Genomic DNA, 19,363 nt, shown 5'->3' with positions numbered 1-19,363 from the left:
AGAGTAAAAGCGAGAGTGTAGCTTAATTTACTGTTAGGCATCTTAATAAGAGACTGAGCTAATGAGACAATTTTGAATACAGACATCATTGAAAGAGCTAAAACTTTCTATCAGTATTTTAGCGCTAACGGTTTAATTGATTTGATTATTTTGGGTTTAGCGACGATATCTGCTAATTTTTTGGCTTATATTTATTATTTTGATATCAATGCATTGGTTTTTGTTGATGCTAGTACTATTACCAAGCATGTTCTTGTTATCTCATTACATTATGCTGGTGCGTTAGCTGTTATATCTATAACTCTTGTTATAGCTCAGAATCTTATAACTTCACGTGAATTTTTAAATTCAATGGGTAGGGTTGGTCCTATAGGTATTGATCTTGGTTCATTATTTCCGCGAACCGTAAGATTTTCTTTATGGAGTATTTTAGATAGACGCATACTTCGAACCGTGTTGACCGTTGTTCTTTTTAGTATGGTTTATATTGGCTCAATCAACGCTATAATACTAATCATTGTTACAACTATTCTAATTGTTTTCATCAGCTTCTTATATCTACGTTTTTGGGGAGAGCTAGAAGATGTAGAAGATACTAAAACAGTTTTATTGTTCGGTGGTTACATTCGGATGGAAGTCCTTTCAATAAGTATTACGGAGGAGCTTAAAAAGGAAACCGGAAATTACTTATTAGCTAAAGTTGGAGTGATATTGCTGTACTTAGCTTTATCTATTGGTATTGGACGTGCAAATTATATTGAAGATGAAATGCAAGCTTCGTTGGATGGCATGTCAAGCAATGTAGCAGTAATCACAAGTTCTAGTTTTGGCTTATTGCTTTATGATTTAAATGAAAAGTTCGTATTCTTTAAGCCATGGAACAACATAGATAACTTGTTTTTACCGAAAGATAATCAAAAGTCATTGAAAACACTCCAAAGTATTAATTAAGTAGGGTTTCGTATTTTGATGTTTAGAAAGGATTAACGTGAGTTCATTAAGATTGATGGTAACTTGTGTAATAGCTGTATTTTTAGTACCTGGAAGTATGTACTTAAGCTATGAGTTTTTTGCAGAAGTTGAAAGTTTGAGTAAAATCCTACAAGTACTAAGTATCGTGAATGTATTATTTACAGGACTTGCTTTTAGTGCAGCAGGTATCGCAGTGTATTTTCAGTCAATACAACTGAGAGATTCCCGAAAAGGTTTAGCAGAAGCGGAATTAGTCCAAAGTAAAACAATGGAAAATCAATTTAAAATGTTAGAGATTCAGCGTCTTCAAGCTGAAGCTTTAATTAAATCAAAACAAGTTGAAATAACTGCTATTTTGAAAAGTAGTCAATATAACCTCAGTATTGATCATAAATTTAAGGATGAAATTGAAGAAATAATAAATAAAATTAATAAAACAGCAGAGCGAACCTAATAAATATATCAACACGATTTACTATACTTTAACTCGGCATCTTCGGTTGTCGGTTTTTTTTTAAGGCGTCAATCTTAAGTATAATTGCATAGTAGCAAATATGTTATACAGGCGTTATATTTAATGGACGATAAATGAACACTCAAATAAATCAAAAAATATCTACTCGTTTAAGTGAATTAGAAGAGATCTATTGTCACTCAAAGCCTAATCTTAATGAACAGGGGATTTGGTTATTTTTAGCAACGTTGGGCTGCTGGAGCGTTTCTGGTATTGGTTATCAATTTGTAGCGATTATTATTACTTTTTATATCTTCACAAGTAAAGCTCTGCCAAGAGTGGATGGGAAAGTATTTCTGATCAGTGTGGAATTATATAGGTTATGGAGGTTATATCGAACGGATGTTCTGTCTAAGAAAGATCGTGTTTTTTGGCGAAAAACAATTTTCCATGTTGTCTTTCTTAAGTACAGTATCTTCTATGATATCAAGAGTAGTCCTTATTATTATGCCGCTTATCTCTTTTTAATGGCTACGTTGTTCAATCTATGGGATAAAATATAACAAAATAAGGATATGTATCATGCAGCCAATATCTACCTTAAGTGTTGGGCAAGCTTAAGCCACCTTATATAAGTAAATACTGAAAATATCATAAAGGGTGGTAATGAAAAGAAGTTGAGCGTTATCCTTGGCGTGAACTAATCAATTTAATTCATTGATTTATAATTATATCCTTTTTAAATATTACGCGTTAATGCCATAATCCTTATTATTTTACGTTTTATCTAGGTCGAAAAATCCCCGCTAATTGCAGGATACGCTAATTATTGTCATTCTCTACAGTGAATGCCCGCGAGGGTGATAGGGAATCTACTCACAGTGCGTTGAATTTTTAAAGTAAAGATATGGTTGTCCTATATTCTCTATCGGGATCTTTAAGTAAAAAAATCTGATTTATAATGTTTTTTATATTATTGCGAGATAAATGCGGGGGCATGCTCAAAGAACAAATACGGGCAAGTTGTTAGGCGAGAGGTAACTATGCAATATAACAAGAGATATTAGGTATGATGGATGATTTGCTAAAAAAAGCAACAGGTGGTTTGGATGGTGTTGCTGCTGATATAATTAATGCTGCATCAGGTAAGTTTAAAGAAAAACTTTCCGAAGCTTTTGCGATTGAAAGATTGAAATTATTTAGAGAAAATATTGAAAGGATCGGTTTTGTAAAAACAATTTTAAATCCTGATACTATAATGAAACTTGATGATATTTATTTCGATAAAACAGTTTCTTATGACAGTTGTCATTTTGAAAGTTTTTCTCAATTCGGCAAAAATCACGTATTAATTGAAGGTGGCCCAGGTCAAGGTAAATCCTTATTTTTAAGAAGGCTATGCATTAATGAATCAAAAGGAAGCAGTTCAATTCCTATTTTTATTGAATTTCGTAACCTTAAATATGAAAAAAGCTTACGCGTAGAAATTATAGATGCAATTAATGAATTGGGTGTATTTATTGATACAAGTATGTTTGATTTTATTGCCAAATCGAAAAAGATAACTCTTTTTCTTGATGGGTTTGATGAAATTCCTAATCACGTTCGTCAAAAAATGGCTCGAGAATTAGAGAATATTGGTAGAGCTTATCCTGAACTAAAAATTTTAATTTCATCAAGACCGGATGCTGGAATAAGTGGCTCATATTTTTTTACAAAAATAAAAATTGAGCCTATGCCTATTCAAATTCAAAAAGAATTTATTAATTATATATATAAATGCCCTCATCAGTGTAAAAGTATTAATGATATATTGGATAACAGTGAATTTTTATCAGAAGTAACTATTTCTCCTTTATTACTTACTTTGTTCTCAATTACATATAATGCAAGGCAATTTAAGCCAGATAGCTTGTCCGAGTTTTATAGCCTAATATTTCCAACGATGTTATATCGACATGATCGAATGAAAGTGGGTTTTGAAAGATTAAGAAAATCAAAATTAACAGATTTTCAGATGCAAAAGATATTTGAATCACTTAGTTTTCTTTCTTTACAAGACAATAACACTCGTTTTAATTCAAATTTATTTAGGTATTATTTGGAAAATGCGACAAAACTATGTCGCTTAGAGCAAAATCTTGAAGACGTACTGATTGATGATATATCTGAAATAACAGCATTAATTGTAAGGGATGGGTATGATGATTATTCTTACACTCATAAAAGTATTCAAGAGTATTTTGCTGCTATTTTTATAGATAGATTACCAGAAGAGCGAAAAGCATCATTTTATAAAATGATTATTAGTAACCAATCTGAGTTCAGAAAGTGGCAAAACTCATTGTCATTTTTAGAAACTCTTGACCCAAGGAACTATTTAAAATACTTTCTTATTCCATTTAAAAAACAATTGTTAAGATTAAATGATCAAGGGAAAGTAAATATTACATATTTACAACTTATGCAATTAATTGGTGAAGATAGCCGAGTATTGGTAACCGAAAATGGAGAAATAAAAAAGGTATATTGGGGGGATAGCATTTCATCTATATTATATTGTGATTATTCAAATTATGCTAAATTGGAAATAAAGAGTTATCTCAAAAATATGAGAAGTGATATTTGCGATGTAATTTCATACTCTGATACAAATGACTATGATGATTTTCGAACAAATGATGGAAACTTTTTATTACCATTAGAATATGTAATAAAAAGTACTAATTGTCAGAGGGGCATTTCAAGTTATGTATCAAAAGCGTTTGAAAAAAGTCATTTCAAAAATGAAGTAATTAGTCTTGAGAATGAGTTGAAGCTTGTAGATATTTATACGGATGAAATATTACCATTTTAAAATATCGCCTAACAGATAAGGATATGTGTTGCGCAGCCAACACTATCCTAAATACCGAGCAAGACAACTCCCGACGGATAATATTCATTATTATCCGTTGACTTAGTTAGCACCTGTATATTATCTTTAAAAAATACCAGCAAAATCTGGTACCGGGATTAGTACCCCGAAATACTTCCAAGGCGTAGTAATAACGCCAGCTAATGCTGGTTTTTTATTGCGACGAACTCGCACATCTGAATTATGGTGGGCTGAGTGAGGCCGATTCGTTCGGGCCGTATCCTTGGAAGCGGTAGTACTAACCTTGCTCAGCTTACCACCCAGCGATTAGTACCTCTGTGTGGTGATTAGGAATCATTCCAAGGAGGTTATCATGCCTATCCAACCTGCTTTGCCTATCGCGCAACTCAGTCCCTCAGGTCTTATTTTCATTTCTGATGCTAATGAACTCGTCACTGATTCATTAATGGTATCGAAACATTTAAGTAAACGGGTAGTGGTTAAAGATATCTTCTATTTTTCTGTGAAGTATTGCTTCATTACTGTTTAATTTAGCAAAGGTACGCAAACCTGTTATTTGAATTTGCACATGACTTGCTAATTCTTCACTATCTTTACTTGCATCAATAATTCCTTGTGTTTGAGCTTCTTTAATTAACGCAGCAAACTCAAGAAATATCTCGTTTAGGCAATCCTTAGTTACATTGATCAACTCCTGATTTTCCGACGTTAATTCCCCTATGGTTTTGGCAAGCATGCAGACACCGTTTGGCGCATTAGTTTGAGTGTCGATAACTTGTGCTTTAACAAATGCCTTTAATACCTCAATAGGTGTGTCGCTCACATTTCTTAACGTTTCAATTTTCGCAAGCCCCATATCGGTATAGTTGCGCAGTACTTCCTTGAATAATCCTTCTTTACTACCAAAAGTTGAATAAATACTTCCCGGTCGCATATCAATTTCGTCTTGCAGATTACGCATTGATGTCGCGTGAAAGCCTTTTTTCCAATACAAATTTGTGGCTTTATTTATTACCTCTTGGCGGTCAAATTTTGCTGTCTTTGCCATAATACGATTTTATAATTTCAAAAATGAACACTCGTTCAATTATAGTAAGTGTAAGTGATAAGGTAAAGAGAAATTCGCTAATATCAATAACTGTACATTACAGTAAAATAGAAATTTTTTAAAATAAACACCTTAAAATCAATATGATAAAACAAAATCATTAGAATCTATAACGATCGTTCATGTTTCGATATAGTTCAATTTGTAGACAGGGAATACGGCTTCTTTCTGTGGAGTATCACATAATATTTCCCTTTATTTTGAACAACGATTGGAGTATTGAAGATGAGTAAATTTATTTTTCACACAGTAGAAACAGCGCCAGAAAAAAGTAAACCAATGCTAGAAGCAGCAATGAAAAAAACGGGCGCAGTACCTGGTTTATTTGCGGTAATGGCAGAGTCTCCAGAAACACTGAAAGCGTACCAACAGCTTCACCAGCTATTTATGAATTGCTCATTTGATGCAGAAGAGCTAACGGTTGTGTGGCAAACCATTAACGTAGAGCATGAGTGCACTTTCTGTGTACCTGCACATACTGCCATTGCGCACTCGATGAAAGTTGATCCTGCATTAATCGAAGCACTGCGTAATGAAGAGGTAATGCCAACAGCAAAACTACAAGCATTGCATGACTTTACGTTAGCAATGGTTCGTGAGCGTGGTAATGTGTCTGACGAGCAAATGGATGCATTTTTTGCAGCAGGTTACGGCCAGCAGCAAGTACTTGAAATTATCCTAGGCCTATCGCAAAAAGTGATTAGTAATTACACAAATCATGTAGCGAAAACACCAGTAAGTCCTATGTTTGAACAGTATGCTTGGACTAAAAAACGTAATTAATCTGATTCATATATTTTTAAATACCAAATCAACAAACTCCCGACGGATAATATTCACTATTATCCGTTGACTTAGTAAGTCCCTGTGTATTATCTTTAAATGGTACCAGCAAAATCTGGTATCGGGATTGGAACCCCGAACGAACTACAGGCGTAATAACGCCAGCTTATGCTGGTTTTTTTATTGCGGCGAACTCGCACACCTGAATTATGGTGGGCTGAGTGAGGCTACTTTCGAGTAGGCCGTTTCCTGTAGGCGGTAGTTCCAACCTTGCTCAGTTCGCCACCCAGCGATTGGAACCTCTGAGTGGTGATCAAATCATTACTATAGGAGGTTATCATGCCTATCCAATCTGCTCTGCCTATCGCGCAACTCAGTCCCTCAGATCTTATTTTCATTTCTGATGCTAATGAACTCGTTACCGATTCTTTAACGGTATCGAAGCATTTCAGTAAACAACACAAAAATGTAATTCAAAAAATAGAAAATCTTGATTGCTCTGATATTTTTACATCAGCTAACTTTTCAGCTTATGTTCAAAAACTAAACATTGGTAATAGTGCAGTAAGAGATTCGAAAGCATACCAAATGACAAAAGATGGCTTCATGTTCCTCGTAATGGGATTTACGGGTAAACGCGCTGCGGCAGTCAAAGAAGCGTATATCAATGCTTTTAATCAAATGGCAGAACAACTCAAAAAGAAACCAGTAGCAGAACCATTGAGCTATAGAATTATGACTGTTATTGAAAATGGTCAGGCTATAGAGTCGAAGATGATCCCCAATGATGCGTTCATAATTAGTAAATCACATCTTGCTCAATTGTTTAGCGACCTAAACTTATTCAGTGTGGACGAGTTACTGACGATATCGAGTAGTGTAAACGCCAGTATTGCCGAGATAGCTAAACTGCAAGATATGCGGTTTAAGCAGATGAAGAAGCAGTGATAATAGAAGAGGCCCAATTTGGGCCTTTTGAGTGAAAGTGCATGGTTTAAATAAGCATAATTAGGCGAGGGGACAGCGAAAAATGGAAGTGACCTGTATGCTAATACCATGAGTAAAATGGAGAGTTAGTGATTCCGAGACTTACTATGAAAGTGTGAGATGAGTCACTATCAATGACAAGTGGAATTACCACATTTAAAAGTCCCACCAGGGAAACCACGACCTCGATTATTATTATGTACATTACTTGCCTTAGCACCGATCATTGTTAATGGTGGTCGAGGTTTACCTTGATTTGACGTAATATTCTGTATAATTGCATTAGTCAAAAATGGTCCAGTTATTGGAGCAGCAGGACCTGTCATTAGGGATAGTCCTGTACCTATGGCTGTCCCTATTATTGTTGGAGCTAACTGAAAATCACCGCCAGCAGCGGCTGTTCCTGCTGCTCCCATGACATTACTACCAATAACTTTGCCAATAGCCCCAATAGAACGTTTTCTGCGGCTTTTAGGCGCTGTCTCTAAATAAAGAATCCCATCAAAAACAGAAAGATAAACATTTTCAAAAGTTGTAATGTTAAATTGGTCAGGAACTGTTATTTTTTCACCTGGATAAATAAGCTCAAAAATCTCTTTGTTGACATCTGAAACTTCAACAGTGCTTAAACTGAATTCAGAATTAAAAATATAAGCAAAGCTATATTCGGACTCAAGGCAGTATTCGACACCGCTAGATAATAAATACTTATGATTTTGGATCAGCTGAACACATGCATTTGCATTTACTGACATAAACAAAAAAAGTAATGTAACGACGAATCTTGACATTTATTAATCTCATGAATGATAATGATAACAGTTATCATATTCAGGTATATGCATATGTCAAGAAATGCTTTCTGCAAATTAATGCTTTTAGCTTTATTTGTTTTCACTATGAACTTTCTAACTACATTATTGCTTAAGCACTATGATTATTTTGGTTTTACTGAAAATTCATCGGCAATACATGGCAGTATCATTTCGTTTTACGCGATAACTTCATATAAATTTATTGATTACTTAGTTAATAAATTTTCGAATCATAGAGATCGGGGATGATTGCTTGGGAGTTTTTATATTGCCAAAATCCCTGTATCGCGAAATGTTTGAATTGTTGATCTAGCAAAACTGCAAGATATGCGGTTTAAGTAGATGAAGAAGCAGTGATAATAGAAGAGCTCCGATATGGGCCTTTTGAGTAGTTATAACGATAATATAAAAAGACCGTCTTAAAGACGATCTCTTTTGATTTAGACAAATTCCTCTGGTTGTTTTTGTTCTTCTAGGATTTCTTTTAACCGAGCAATAACGACGGCGACTAAAATTATTGAATCTGGATTCTGTCGTTCGATATGTTTAAGTTCGCTATAGTATTTAGATAACTTATTTTTTCTTTTCATAAACTCAATCCTTTAGTTGTTTAATATCCTTATGCATTATGTTTACTATTGTCGGGGGTGTATTGCAAGAATAATAAACAATATTGACTGGCACATTAAAAATAAAGAACCTAGCTATGGCTGGGTTTTTTGCTATCTGGGATATTCGATATTGTACATGTCGTATTTAAGAGATATGACTCATAGAAAATGTTGTAACAGAAGTAATCAAACATTATATGAGTCGGGTTAAATATGGGCAATTCATGCGTAATTGATTATTTATCGATCTATTCTCACACCTTGATAACTACATTGAATTATTCACATTCGGCATAAAAATGAGTATTCGCATTGTTATAGCGTGTATATATTAATGTAAATTATGTTGCGGAGGGTGTTGTATTGTGAAAAAAGGATGTTTATTAATTATACCGATGATTTTGTTATCTGAGTATTCAATCGCAGAAGAATCAACCAATATTATTTTAAGTCCAATTGATCGACCTTATTCAGGAGATCTGGGCTTATTAGCAACAAGAAATAGCGTTAATAATGTCGTTAATGGTGTTAACGCTAGGTTGTCAGATATTAATAACAATAATCAAAGAATGGATACAGCCATAGACGTTAACCGTAATGCCATCCAAGCTAACCAGAATGCGATAGTGGGAGTGCAAGCATCAAGTAATGCAATTTCAAACAAGCTCGAAAATGTTAAGCAATTGGGCGAAGCTGTTGCCATTGGCTCAGCAGTCAACAACCACAATTTAGTAACGACAGGCAATACTATTCAGACTGTTGCAACCAATTTAACTGCTGCAGGTGATGCCATTCAAGCTAACCGTAATGCTATAGAAGCGGTAGAACGTAATAATTCAATGTATATGGAAGAATGGAATAAGATGTTTAATGATTCAATTAATAAAATAGAATCTCAAATCCATAAAAACAGAAAGATTTCTTCAAAAGGGATTGCAGGTGTTGCTGCTATGGCAAACATCCCAACACCAATGGATGGATCATTATCTGTCGGCATTGGATATGGCAATTACGATGGAGAAAATGCATTAGCTTTTGGTGCATCTAAATATTTCACTTCAGGAGTAGCGATAAAAGGCTCATTAGCAACCATCGGCTCTAATCATCCGACTATTGGTATGGGTGCCAGTTATAGTTTTAAATAATAAAAAGTTTTATAAGTTATCACTTGTATTTTCTACTCTTTATTTAAAGTAGTTAGAGAGGGTGTTATGGAAATAAAAAATAACATTACGAGCATGACTCGGTGTAACAATATCAAATACAAAGCACCTAAGCTCTATACTCGAGGTTTGGTGGAATATTATCTTTGGAAAGATGAGTTTCATGACCGATATGTTCAAATTATTTCAAAAAGAAAGGGACATGATGTTTCTTTAGATGAGGAATATTATTTCTTTTCAATCAGGCAATATAATAAAGGTGTTTTTTTAGGTAATGTTTGGGGATTAAATGGGAATTTAAAAAAACAAAAAATAGTAAGTATTGATTTTTTGTTTAAATTAAAATCTGTACTTCAGCATTACAACCAATTAAATGCCAAATCAAAGAGTGAATATTGATTGGTGTGATAGTAAAAATATATGTATTGCGCAACAATAAATTGCGCAATGCTACTTCAGAGTGAATAAAAATAACAAACTAAAGAATGTAATTTTTTACCGTATCACTGTGTCTAATTATAGAATGACATACCAAATTGGTCTGCATGTTTTATGGAAGTGTTGAATATGGAAAAAGTAAGTTTTACTGTTAATAAAGATAAGTGTCGATTACACAAAAAACTAAAAGAAATTAGGGTGGCTATTATTTCTGGTGATAAAAAATTACCTCGGCTTTTTATTGAATTAAAAGCTGAGCAGGAAAGATTTGAAAAAACGTATTTATAAATAATAAGTAAAATAAATGATAATATTACTACTAAGGTCATTATTATGATCTTAAAAACCCCAGCATTGCGTAGTGATAAATTGCGCAATGCAGCCAAAGGTCAACAATGTGCAGTTCAAATTTTAGGTGTGTGTAACTTTAATCCTGAAACCGTGGTATTAGCACATCTACCGAGTGTTACTCATGGTATGGCTTATAAGTCTGATGATATATGGGCAGTCGATTGCTGCTCGAGTTGTCATGAGGTTCTTGATGGACGAGTACCATTTATATGGTTAGCAGGAGAAAAAGAACAATATATGCTTACGGCATTGCACGTAACATTAATGAGAAGAATTAGAGATGGTATTTTAATTATTCAATAGTCATTACTGAATGAAATGCGCAGAGCGATATCTCTTTAAACAAGTAAATCCCGATTTACTATTAAATATACCCACCTCAAAATACCACGGCCTTCGTATCGAAAAAATCAGTAACAATCAAAAGCAATATTGCATCGTCTCGTTGATATCAGGTATCTGGCGGTAATATGCCATTTAGCAAGCGAAGCTATCGCGATTATTACTGGATACATGAGGCATTATGAGCAGAGCAATTGAGTTATTCGCAAGAATGCATGAAGTGCGCAGTGTGACTGCAGATGAGCGCGGTCGCCAAACATTAACCGGTGACGTTATCTTAGCTGTATTTGGTAAGGTCCAACATAAGATGCCATTGGGAATGGATTTATTGATGGCCAAGTACGTTCATGATGCACCTGCAGCAAACCGTATCATCGATGTTATGGCCACATGGTTGAATGATGAGCCGTTAAAACGTAAAGACTTAGCGATGGCATTAAGTTGTGTTGCCCTTGATGTATTCTGCGATAAACCAGTAGCCAGTCAAAAGAGACAATTAGCTGCGTTATGGCGGAAATACAGTGACCAAGCTAAACGTAGTAATCGACTCATTAAGGGATGGCAGGTAAAGATAAAGCAGTTACAGCGTAACATCGATAATTGCGAGACCCATGCTGCAGAAGAACGACTATTGTTTGCCATTAATGAGCTTGAAGCGTTAATTATTAAAGAACGCCGTCGTATTGATGAATACGCACAATGTCAGTCCCTAAAATCCTTAACTTGTCCTCGTTGCAGTGGTATTGGCTTAATATTGAATATCGGCGAATGTCCTTCATGCAATGGCCACGGCTTGTTTGTTCCTAGTGTTGATAATATTCGCCAGCATCTGCGGCATATTGGATTAGGGCGAGTTAGTGACAAACTGTGGGAGAGTGAGTTGAAGCCGTGGTTTGAAAAGTGTTTGAGTAAGTTGTATGTGGAGTCTAGCGATACAACAAAAATGTTATCGAATGATTTATATAATGAGTTATGTTGTATTTAAAAAAGATTAAGTATACTGGTTGCATAATTACTCTTTTATGGCTGCAAAATGGGTACACTATATAATCTTATTCCAGAATTACTTAAAAATAACTCTATTTCTAATAGTTATTTTAGCTATATATTAGCTTTTTTGATTGTTATTAGTATAGTGATTAAAACACTTAAGATAGTCATTACTTTTCATGAAAATAATATCATTACGCGCTTTTATAAAAGAATTAGTTCTATTAATAGCGAGGGCTGTGATGAGCACACAAAAAAATATCTGAACTATGTAAAGAATCAAGAAGTTTTCACACTGTTATCCGGTATAAGAACAGCTCCTGAAAATGCAAAGATGATAATGGATTTGTATCTAACAGGTGTTGTTAGTCGCCAAAGAATTAAGGCTATTTATGGGTATTTAAAACCTAAAGAAGGTAAGGTGTATATTGATATTAACAGAGGTCATAAGGTTTACTTTATCTATTCTTTTTCTGTAATGTTCTGTTTTATGCTTTTCGGAATGTTATTATATTTCATTATGACATATGAAAACCCATCATTATTAAATATTTTTATTGGTTTATTAATTTGGATGTCTTTATCTTTAGTTGGTTTATTTCTAGGTTCTGAAGCTTTTAAATATTATTATTTAAAAAAATTAAGAGAAAGTCTGTTGGTTTTGAATAAACTAGCTAATCCTGAGGATAATATAAGTTTAATTTCATTTTCTAAAAAGAGTAATAAAACGGCCAGTCTTGACCCTACCGCAAACTAAGGTAATCTATACCAATCATGCTAAACCTCGACCTTTCGTCGGGGTTTTTTTATGCCTGGAGAAAATGACATGCTTGATAGAGCAACACTCGCAATCACTGCTGGAACCGGTGTTGGTGTGGGGATCAGTGCCACCACATCAGCAGAAAATGCGCAATCGATGTTAAACAGTAGCTTTGAGCAGATTATTACTGGCCACTTTACGTGGTATGGCAGCGATATCATTACAGTTGTAGGTATTGGATTATCTATTGTCGGTATCGCTGTGACGATCTATCGCATCAAATTAGAGCGGCAGCGTAAGTATGCGCTTTAATAAACTTACTGGTGCGCTATTAGCTGGAGCTGTTGCGGTTACGGGAGCATTTGAAGGGTATCGGCAAATATCATATCAAGATGTGGGTGGTGTCTGGACAGCGTGTTATGGCGAAACCTTAGGCATTAAACAAGGAGACACGTTCACCAAAGAACAATGTGATGCCATGCTCGCGTCATCACTTAATAAACACAATACTCCCTTAGAAGATATCCCACAGCAATTGCCGCCTAATGTCCACTTAGCTTCTCTCGATTTAGCCTACAACATTGGTATTGGTGCTTTTAAGCGCTCAACAATGTATCGATATCTATTGAATGCTAATTATCCACCGGCTTGTAATGAAATCATGAAATGGCGATTTATAGCAGGTAAGGACTGCGCTATTCGTAGCAATTACTGCTATGGGATAGTGAAAAGGCGTGATGTGGTGCAGCAGCTATGCATGGGAACGATCAATATCAATGAAGCATTAGTACAGATAGGCCAAATGCCATTAGATAAGGAAATAGTGGAGGCCATGAATGCTACTCAATAGAGTAAAGACAGGAATGATTGTGGTCCTTATCGCTATTTGTGCCGGCATGGTATTTAAAATCAAGCTACTTATCGCCTCCGCTGAGGGAGCAAAACAGGAAGTGGCCACATTATCACTGCAGCTAAGCACTGTTGAATCCATCAAGAATAGCCAATCAAAGCAAATTGCGCAGTTAGTTCAAGAGCGCAAAACATTATCAGGTCTGTTAAGCGCCAGAACGGAGAGCCTACACCGTGATAAAGCAAAGCTCAGCGCCGATATCCAAACACTCAAGAAAGCACTATCAACCAATACCTGTTTTGATACTCGCTATCCTAAGTCTGTTATTAAGCGGTTGCACCAGTCCTACTAGAGTCATCACTAAAACCGAAACACTGTATGTCTTACCACCAATAGGGTTAGTTGTTCCATGTTACAAGCCTACATTGACAGCAACAACCCCCGCTGAATTACCCGTCGATACACTCAAGTTAAAAGCTGCGCTGCGAGAATGTGCGCAATATGTCGATGACTACCTTAAGTGGCGAAAGCTCCAAGACAAATAGACATTACAAATGGTCCTTACGAGTGCCATTGATAATGTTCCCTCCAATGATCTCTCGAGTGCCTTATGACAATAGAAAATGAAACTGGCCGCATTATTGAGATAATCGATAAATGCGGCAACGTCGTGTGCGTCATGTTAACTAATGGCGCTGTAATAGATATTGCTACAACCCATGAGGTTAAAGTCGGTGATTGGGTAGTGGAGGGAGAGCTAAGCCAAGAGTTAGCAAGTAAGTAGATAACCATATGGCCAATGATTGGAAGCAACTACAACTGCAGTTCTTAGCTGATAACGATAAGACAGGGATTACAGCTAAAGAATGGTGTCATCAACGAGGGCTTAATTATCAATCTGCACGTCGCTATATCAAAATGCGCACTGCGCAAAATAAGACTGCGCAATCTAATAATGTGCGCAATGCGCAACCTGAAACTGCGCAATCAAAGAATGTGCGCAAAGTTGAAAATATAAAGGGAGAGAATGAATCAGTAAAAAAACAGATGAATTCTAAGTCTGAACCTACTAATAAAGCGAAACGCAAAATAAAATCCAGCTCTAGTAAGTTTAAAAATGGTAAGCCTGGTAATCCACATCCTTCTCAAAGTTTTGAAGTTGGCAATCAACATGCGCGTAAACATGGTGGTTATTCAGCACGATTTGATGACCAATCGCTATTCGATGAAGCGGCCCAAATGTCCCTCGAGGAAGAATTAAAATTGTGTCGTGCTCGCGCTTTGAACTGTATTGATACGATGAAAAAGATTCGTGCTGATATGGTTAATGCAGATTCTGTTGATCAACGCATTGAACTTTACAATGCGATCACCTCGACAGAACAAGCACTCGATAGGAATGTCGTTCGCATTGAATCTATCACTAAAACCCTGTCATCCATTCGTATTGATACTGTTAATGAGCAAAAAATCATGAAAGATACGGATCGAATAGAAGCTGCAACAACCAAGCTAAAATTGGAAGCTGATAAATTGGCAAAAGAGGGCAAAGGTTCAACAACACCAATATCTGCAATGATTGCGGAACTACAAGAGACTGGCTCTGATGGTTTGATATCATGACCGAACAAGAGCAAATTGACTACATCCAAGCTCGAGTTGGCAATAAATGGTGGCGACTGAACAACCTTTACAAAGTTGAAAATGAGGATGGTGACTTAGTCACGTTCACATTGCGACCGGCTCAAGCTCTACTGTTCAAGTTAATGGCACATAAGAACATCATTCTTAAAGCGCGTCAGCTTGGTTTCTCTACTGCCATTGATATTTATCTGCTCGATGAAGCGTTATTTAATAAGAACATTAAGTGCGGCATCATTGCTCAAGACCAAGGTGCTGCAGGTGAAATTTTCCGTACCAAGATAGAAGTACCATTTGATAATCTTCCTGAGTGGCTGAAAGCTGAATTTCCAATTAAAGCCCGTCGTTCTGGTGCAAGCGGTGGCTTCATTCTCTATGAAAGTGGTTCAAGTATTCAGTGTGCAACGTCATTTCGTTCAGGAACAGTGCAACGACTTCACATTTCAGAGCATGGAAAGATTTGTGCTAAGTATCCACAAAAAGCCAAAGAGGTTAAGACTGGTACCTTAAATGCTATTCACCAAAAGGCTATTTGTTTTATCGAATCTACCGCTGAAGGTGTTGGGGGTGATTTTTACTCAATGAGCATGAGAGCATTGGATTTATATAATTCAGGCTCGACGTTGGGCTTACAAGATTATAAGTTTCATTTCTTTGCGTGGTTTCAAGACCCTAAATACTCAGAGCCTCTTCCTCAGTCTGGATTACAGCTCAGTAAATACCATCAAGAATATTTTGCAGCCGTTGAGTTGACCATGAAAGTCACGCTAACGGATGAGCAAAAACAATGGTACATCAATAAAGAACAAAGTCAGGGCGAGGAAATTAAGCAAGAGTTTCCCTCAACGCCACAAGAAGCCTTCTTAACCTCTGGTCGTCGTGTTTTTGATGCAATTCGTGTGATGAATGCAGAAGCTCATACAATGAAGCCGCTTATCATTTACGACATCGAGCCTGTAAGTGGTATCAAAACAAAAGCGCAATCAATGCGTGAGGTTGATAATGAGAAGCTGCAGCGTAATTTGCTTAATATGTTACTTGTGTGGGAATTGCCTGATGTCGATGAAGAGTATGCAATTGGTGTTGATATTGCTGAAGGTCTTGAGCATAACGATAGAAGTTCATTTGATATCGTTAAGAAAAGCACCGGTGAACAAGTCGCGCATTGGTTTGGTCATTTAGATGTTGAGATGTTTGCCTCTCTCGTGCGTCATGTTGGCCATATGTATAACACCGCTTTTGTTGGACCAGAGCGAAACAACCATGGCCACGCGTTCTTACAAAAATTCCGCGATATCTATCCTGTTCGCCGTATCTATCAAGAGCAATACCTTGACCGTGATAACGATAATGACACTCCCAAATTAGGTTGGTTAACAACAAAACAATCTAAACCCATCATCATTGAAGGGTTAAAAGAACTGTTACGCACTCAAACAAGTGGTATTCGTTGGATAGGTACTATCTCTGAACTTAATGCTTACGTGTATGACAGCAAAGGTGCAATGAATGCTCAAGTGGGCTGTTATGACGATCAACTGATTAGCTATGCTATTGCTCAAGAAATGCGAGCACGCATGCCAAAGCGCGTTAAATCTGATGATAACCAGCCAGTAAAAGATAAACATTGGATGACCTATTAATGAAAGTAGACCAAAGTAAACTGCTCGACATCATGTCTGATATTGATGGCCAACCAGATTGGCGTTCTGCTGCAAACAAAGCCGATGCTTATTACGATGATGATCAACTTGAGGCTGAAGTATTAAAAACGCTGAAAGAACGAGGTCAACCAATCACTGTTCAAAACTTAATAAAGCCTGCTGTTAATGCCGTTCTGGGTATGGAAGCAAAAACACGTACTGATTTATTGGTCATGGCTGATGACCCCGATGATGAGATGGAAGAGTTAGCTGAGGCATTGAATGCTGAATTTACTGATGCTTGTCGGCTTGGAAAATTAGATAAAGCCCGTTCAGATGCTTATGCTTCACAACTCAAAGCGGGCATTGGTTGGGTTGAGTGCTTTCGTAACCCGGACCCTTTTGGTGCTAAGTATAAAATCCAAAATGTGCCACGTGATGAGGTCTATTGGGATTGGTTAGCAAAGCAACATGACTTATCAGATGCAAGATGGTTAATGCGTTATCGCTGGATTGATATGGATGAGCTGATAACCATGGTACCAAATAAGCGCGTTATCATTGAGCAAGCGGTTAATTCATGGAATAACTTTGTCGATGTCGATCATATAGCAGGTTTAGACCCTCAACTACAGAGTGGTTACAAAGAATACAGCACATGGACTCGCAGTGAATCTGAATGGTTAAGCCAAAACCGTAAACGTATTCGGCTACAAGTGATTTATTATCGCAATTTTGAGCGTAAACCTGTAATTGAACTCTCTGATGGTAGAGTAATTGAATATCAATCGAATAATGTTGCTCACATCACCGCAGTTGGAATGGAGAAAGTACAGCTTCGCATGGCGCAAGTTAATTGTATCAGTGAGAGTTGGTATGCAGGACCTCATCATTTAGGGGATAAAGAATGCTCTGCACCACAAGGCATGTGGCCATTGATTCCTTTCTTTGGATACCGTAAAGCTTCATCAGGTGAACCTTATGGCATAGTTGCTTCATCAATCAGCGCACAAGATGAAGTAAATTTCCGTCGCAGTAAACTCACGCAGTTATTGCAGTCACCATTGATTATCATGGATGAAGATGCGACTAACATGAGTACTCAAAAAGTTATTGAAGAAATTGATAAGCGTGGTGTGGTAAAGCTTAATCCGAACAGACGCAATCAAAAAACGATGGCAGAAGTGTTCCAAATCAATCGAGATACAGAAGTCTCAAGTCAACAGTTCACTGTCATGCAAGACTCTATGCGGCATATACAAGATGTTATGGGGGTCTCACCATCTTTTCTTGGTCAAGATGATAGTGCTAAGAGTGGTATTGCCATTGCTAATATCGTTGAACAAGGTGCAACAACACTGGCTGAGATTAACGATAATTATCGATTCTCGTGTCAGTTAGTAGGAGAACTCATTCTTGGTTATGTCATTGAAGATTTGAAGAATAAGCGTAATAAGAAGGTTGTCGTTAATCGTGATGACAAGATGAAGCGCAAAGCGGTTGTTATCAATGAAGAAACACCAGATGGAATGAACAATGATATATCGCGTTTACGCTCTCACATTGCTTTAGCACCCGTTCAACAAACATCAGCTTATAAGTCTCAACTGGCTGAACGTATGATGCAGATGACCTCACAATTGCCACCTGAAGTACAAAGTGCAGTCATTGACTTGGTACTTGAATTAAGTGATGTTCCAAATAAAGCCGAGTTTATGGAACGTGTTCGTGGTGCATTAGGTGTTAGTAAAGATGTTGAAGATATGACGCCAGAAGAACAACAAGCAGCAGAGGCTCAGGCGCAGCAGCAACAAGAACAACAAGCGTTAATGATGAGAGAGCTTGCTGCTAAAGTTGGCAAGCTTGAAGCTGAAGCTCAACGGACGGCAGCACTTGCTAATAAAGAGAGTGTAGTTACCGACAGTCAACGTTATACCAATGCAAAAACCCTCGCTGAAACAGGTAAGATATTAACTGAAATGGAAAAAGTAAGTGGTGAAGTTGAGCAGGTTAAGTTAGATATGTTGGTTAATCTACAACAGCAGATTGATACGATAGAGATATAAAATCAGTAATTATTGATAATAAGAATATTTACTCTAATAAATATAGGGTATAAATATACTGCAATATAAAACAAGATGTGTAGAAGCGATATAAATACTACATGGATGTAGACATAACTATAGAATTCCCCCTCTATTTTAATGGTAGTGGTTGTCTTGACTCTACCTGAATCTAATATACTCTGATTCTATTATCTAAGGCCGCACCCGAAAGGGATGTGGCTTTTTTTATTAGCAATTTATATGGATAAAAAGAATATTTGCTCTAGTAAATATAGGGTATAAATATACTGCAATATGAGAGGTATTGTTGGTGAAAATAAATAACCACATGGATGTGGGAATGAGTAATGGGTTTCTCCAGGTCTTTACTCTTTATAATGGCATTAGTCATCTTTACAACCCCAGAATCAAGATACGCTGATACCATTGTGTAAAGTCACACCCGAAAGGATGTGGCTTTTTTTTATGCCTGTTTTTGGGGATAAGGGTTTTGTTTAAAGTCTTTATC

The 19,363-nt window shown here is 36.5% G+C and carries 23 protein-coding genes; 20 read left to right on the top strand and 3 right to left on the bottom strand.

Going from position 1 to position 19,363, the window contains the following annotated elements; translation table 11 throughout:
- Positions 1–72: 72 nt before the first annotated feature.
- The 4 genes from VXS03_RS07050 to VXS03_RS07035 all read left to right on the top strand — a co-directional run bounded on the left by VXS03_RS07050 (position 73) and on the right by VXS03_RS07035 (position 4,283).
- The gene (locus tag VXS03_RS07050) at positions 73–951 is read left to right on the top strand and encodes a hypothetical protein (RefSeq protein WP_327762851.1); all 879 of its coding nucleotides are present in this window, start codon (positions 73–75) and stop codon (positions 949–951) included.
- 37 nt (positions 952–988) lie between these two features.
- Positions 989–1,426 (top strand): hypothetical protein, encoded by a 438-nt coding sequence (locus VXS03_RS07045; RefSeq protein ID WP_327762849.1) that lies wholly within the window; start codon positions 989–991, stop codon positions 1,424–1,426.
- A 134-nt stretch (positions 1,427–1,560) separates the two neighbouring features.
- On the top strand, positions 1,561–1,989 hold the full coding sequence (locus VXS03_RS07040; protein WP_327762847.1) for a hypothetical protein: 429 nt from the start codon (positions 1,561–1,563) through the stop codon (positions 1,987–1,989).
- A 506-nt stretch (positions 1,990–2,495) separates the two neighbouring features.
- Positions 2,496–4,283, top strand: a complete 1,788-nt coding sequence (locus VXS03_RS07035; RefSeq protein ID WP_327762846.1) for an NACHT domain-containing protein — start codon at positions 2,496–2,498, stop codon at positions 4,281–4,283.
- Positions 4,284–4,764: 481 nt separating this feature from the next.
- On the opposite strand, the gene VXS03_RS07030 is transcribed toward VXS03_RS07035, so the two are convergent.
- Positions 4,765–5,352 carry a TetR/AcrR family transcriptional regulator gene (locus VXS03_RS07030; protein WP_327762845.1) on the bottom strand — a complete coding sequence of 196 codons (588 nt, stop codon included), beginning with the start codon at positions 5,350–5,352 and terminating at the stop codon, positions 4,765–4,767.
- 285 nt (positions 5,353–5,637) lie between these two features.
- On the opposite strand from VXS03_RS07030, the gene VXS03_RS07025 reads away from it, so the two are divergent.
- Together VXS03_RS07025 and VXS03_RS07020 are read left to right on the top strand one after the other, a co-directional pair.
- Positions 5,638–6,195 (top strand): carboxymuconolactone decarboxylase family protein, encoded by a 558-nt coding sequence (locus VXS03_RS07025; RefSeq protein WP_327762844.1) that lies wholly within the window; start codon positions 5,638–5,640, stop codon positions 6,193–6,195.
- A gap of 339 nt (positions 6,196–6,534) precedes the next feature.
- Entirely contained in the window at positions 6,535–7,143 is a 609-nt protein-coding gene (locus VXS03_RS07020) for a Rha family transcriptional regulator (RefSeq protein WP_327762843.1), read from the top strand.
- A 170-nt stretch (positions 7,144–7,313) separates the two neighbouring features.
- Here the strand turns inward: VXS03_RS07020 and VXS03_RS07015 are convergent, their stop codons facing one another.
- Together VXS03_RS07015 and VXS03_RS07010 are read right to left on the bottom strand one after the other, a co-directional pair.
- On the bottom strand, positions 7,314–7,973 hold the full coding sequence (locus tag VXS03_RS07015) for a hypothetical protein (RefSeq protein ID WP_232596997.1): 660 nt from the start codon (positions 7,971–7,973) through the stop codon (positions 7,314–7,316).
- A 464-nt stretch (positions 7,974–8,437) separates the two neighbouring features.
- Positions 8,438–8,587, bottom strand: a complete 150-nt coding sequence (locus VXS03_RS07010) for a hypothetical protein (protein ID WP_232584488.1) — start codon at positions 8,585–8,587, stop codon at positions 8,438–8,440.
- A 386-nt stretch (positions 8,588–8,973) separates the two neighbouring features.
- On the opposite strand from VXS03_RS07010, the gene VXS03_RS07005 reads away from it, so the two are divergent.
- The 14 genes from VXS03_RS07005 (at position 8,974) to VXS03_RS06945 (ending at position 18,852) form a co-directional block, all read left to right on the top strand.
- Positions 8,974–9,753 carry a YadA C-terminal domain-containing protein gene (locus VXS03_RS07005; RefSeq protein WP_327762838.1) on the top strand — a complete coding sequence of 260 codons (780 nt, stop codon included), beginning with the start codon at positions 8,974–8,976 and terminating at the stop codon, positions 9,751–9,753.
- A 66-nt stretch (positions 9,754–9,819) separates the two neighbouring features.
- Entirely contained in the window at positions 9,820–10,170 is a 351-nt protein-coding gene (locus VXS03_RS07000) for a hypothetical protein (RefSeq protein WP_327762837.1), read from the top strand.
- A 168-nt stretch (positions 10,171–10,338) separates the two neighbouring features.
- A complete protein-coding gene (locus VXS03_RS06995; RefSeq protein WP_327762836.1) occupies positions 10,339–10,497 on the top strand; it encodes a hypothetical protein in 159 nt (52 codons plus the stop codon).
- A 45-nt stretch (positions 10,498–10,542) separates the two neighbouring features.
- Positions 10,543–10,863, top strand: a complete 321-nt coding sequence (locus VXS03_RS06990) for a DUF1364 domain-containing protein (RefSeq protein ID WP_327762835.1) — start codon at positions 10,543–10,545, stop codon at positions 10,861–10,863.
- Positions 10,864–11,083: 220 nt separating this feature from the next.
- The gene (locus tag VXS03_RS06985; RefSeq protein WP_327762834.1) at positions 11,084–11,887 is read left to right on the top strand and encodes a TIGR02642 family protein; all 804 of its coding nucleotides are present in this window, start codon (positions 11,084–11,086) and stop codon (positions 11,885–11,887) included.
- A 48-nt stretch (positions 11,888–11,935) separates the two neighbouring features.
- Entirely contained in the window at positions 11,936–12,649 is a 714-nt protein-coding gene (locus VXS03_RS06980) for a hypothetical protein (RefSeq protein ID WP_327762833.1), read from the top strand.
- 51 nt (positions 12,650–12,700) lie between these two features.
- Positions 12,701–12,964 carry a hypothetical protein gene (locus VXS03_RS06975; protein WP_327762832.1) on the top strand — a complete coding sequence of 88 codons (264 nt, stop codon included), beginning with the start codon at positions 12,701–12,703 and terminating at the stop codon, positions 12,962–12,964.
- Positions 12,954–13,502 carry a lysozyme gene (locus VXS03_RS06970; protein ID WP_327762831.1) on the top strand — a complete coding sequence of 183 codons (549 nt, stop codon included), beginning with the start codon at positions 12,954–12,956 and terminating at the stop codon, positions 13,500–13,502. The genes VXS03_RS06975 and VXS03_RS06970 overlap by 11 nt, the downstream gene beginning before the upstream one ends.
- Positions 13,489–13,854, top strand: a complete 366-nt coding sequence (locus VXS03_RS06965) for a hypothetical protein (RefSeq protein WP_327762830.1) — start codon at positions 13,489–13,491, stop codon at positions 13,852–13,854. The genes VXS03_RS06970 and VXS03_RS06965 overlap by 14 nt, the downstream gene beginning before the upstream one ends.
- Complete coding sequence (gene lysC / locus VXS03_RS20270; protein ID WP_442957429.1) at positions 13,736–14,047, top strand: Rz1-like lysis system protein LysC; 312 nt, start codon at positions 13,736–13,738, stop codon at positions 14,045–14,047. Before VXS03_RS06965 ends, lysC begins: the two co-directional genes overlap by 119 nt.
- A 65-nt stretch (positions 14,048–14,112) precedes the next feature.
- Positions 14,113–14,286, top strand: coding sequence for a hypothetical protein (locus VXS03_RS06960; RefSeq protein WP_232583383.1), 174 nt, complete (start codon positions 14,113–14,115; stop codon positions 14,284–14,286).
- An 8-nt stretch (positions 14,287–14,294) separates the two neighbouring features.
- Positions 14,295–15,125 (top strand): hypothetical protein, encoded by an 831-nt coding sequence (locus VXS03_RS06955; RefSeq protein WP_327762826.1) that lies wholly within the window; start codon positions 14,295–14,297, stop codon positions 15,123–15,125.
- The gene (locus tag VXS03_RS06950; RefSeq protein ID WP_327762825.1) at positions 15,122–16,786 is read left to right on the top strand and encodes a terminase; all 1,665 of its coding nucleotides are present in this window, start codon (positions 15,122–15,124) and stop codon (positions 16,784–16,786) included. The genes VXS03_RS06955 and VXS03_RS06950 overlap by 4 nt, the downstream gene beginning before the upstream one ends.
- Positions 16,786–18,852 carry a portal protein gene (locus VXS03_RS06945; protein ID WP_327762824.1) on the top strand — a complete coding sequence of 689 codons (2,067 nt, stop codon included), beginning with the start codon at positions 16,786–16,788 and terminating at the stop codon, positions 18,850–18,852. Before VXS03_RS06950 ends, VXS03_RS06945 begins: the two co-directional genes overlap by 1 nt.
- Positions 18,853–19,363 lie beyond the last annotated feature (511 nt).

Origin of the sequence: Photobacterium sp. S4TG1, from assembly GCF_036040035.1 — a bacterium.
Lineage (GTDB): Bacteria > Pseudomonadota > Gammaproteobacteria > Enterobacterales > Vibrionaceae > Photobacterium.
The sequence above is the reverse complement of the archived record's forward strand: the minus strand, read 5'-3'. Positions and strand labels throughout refer to the sequence as shown.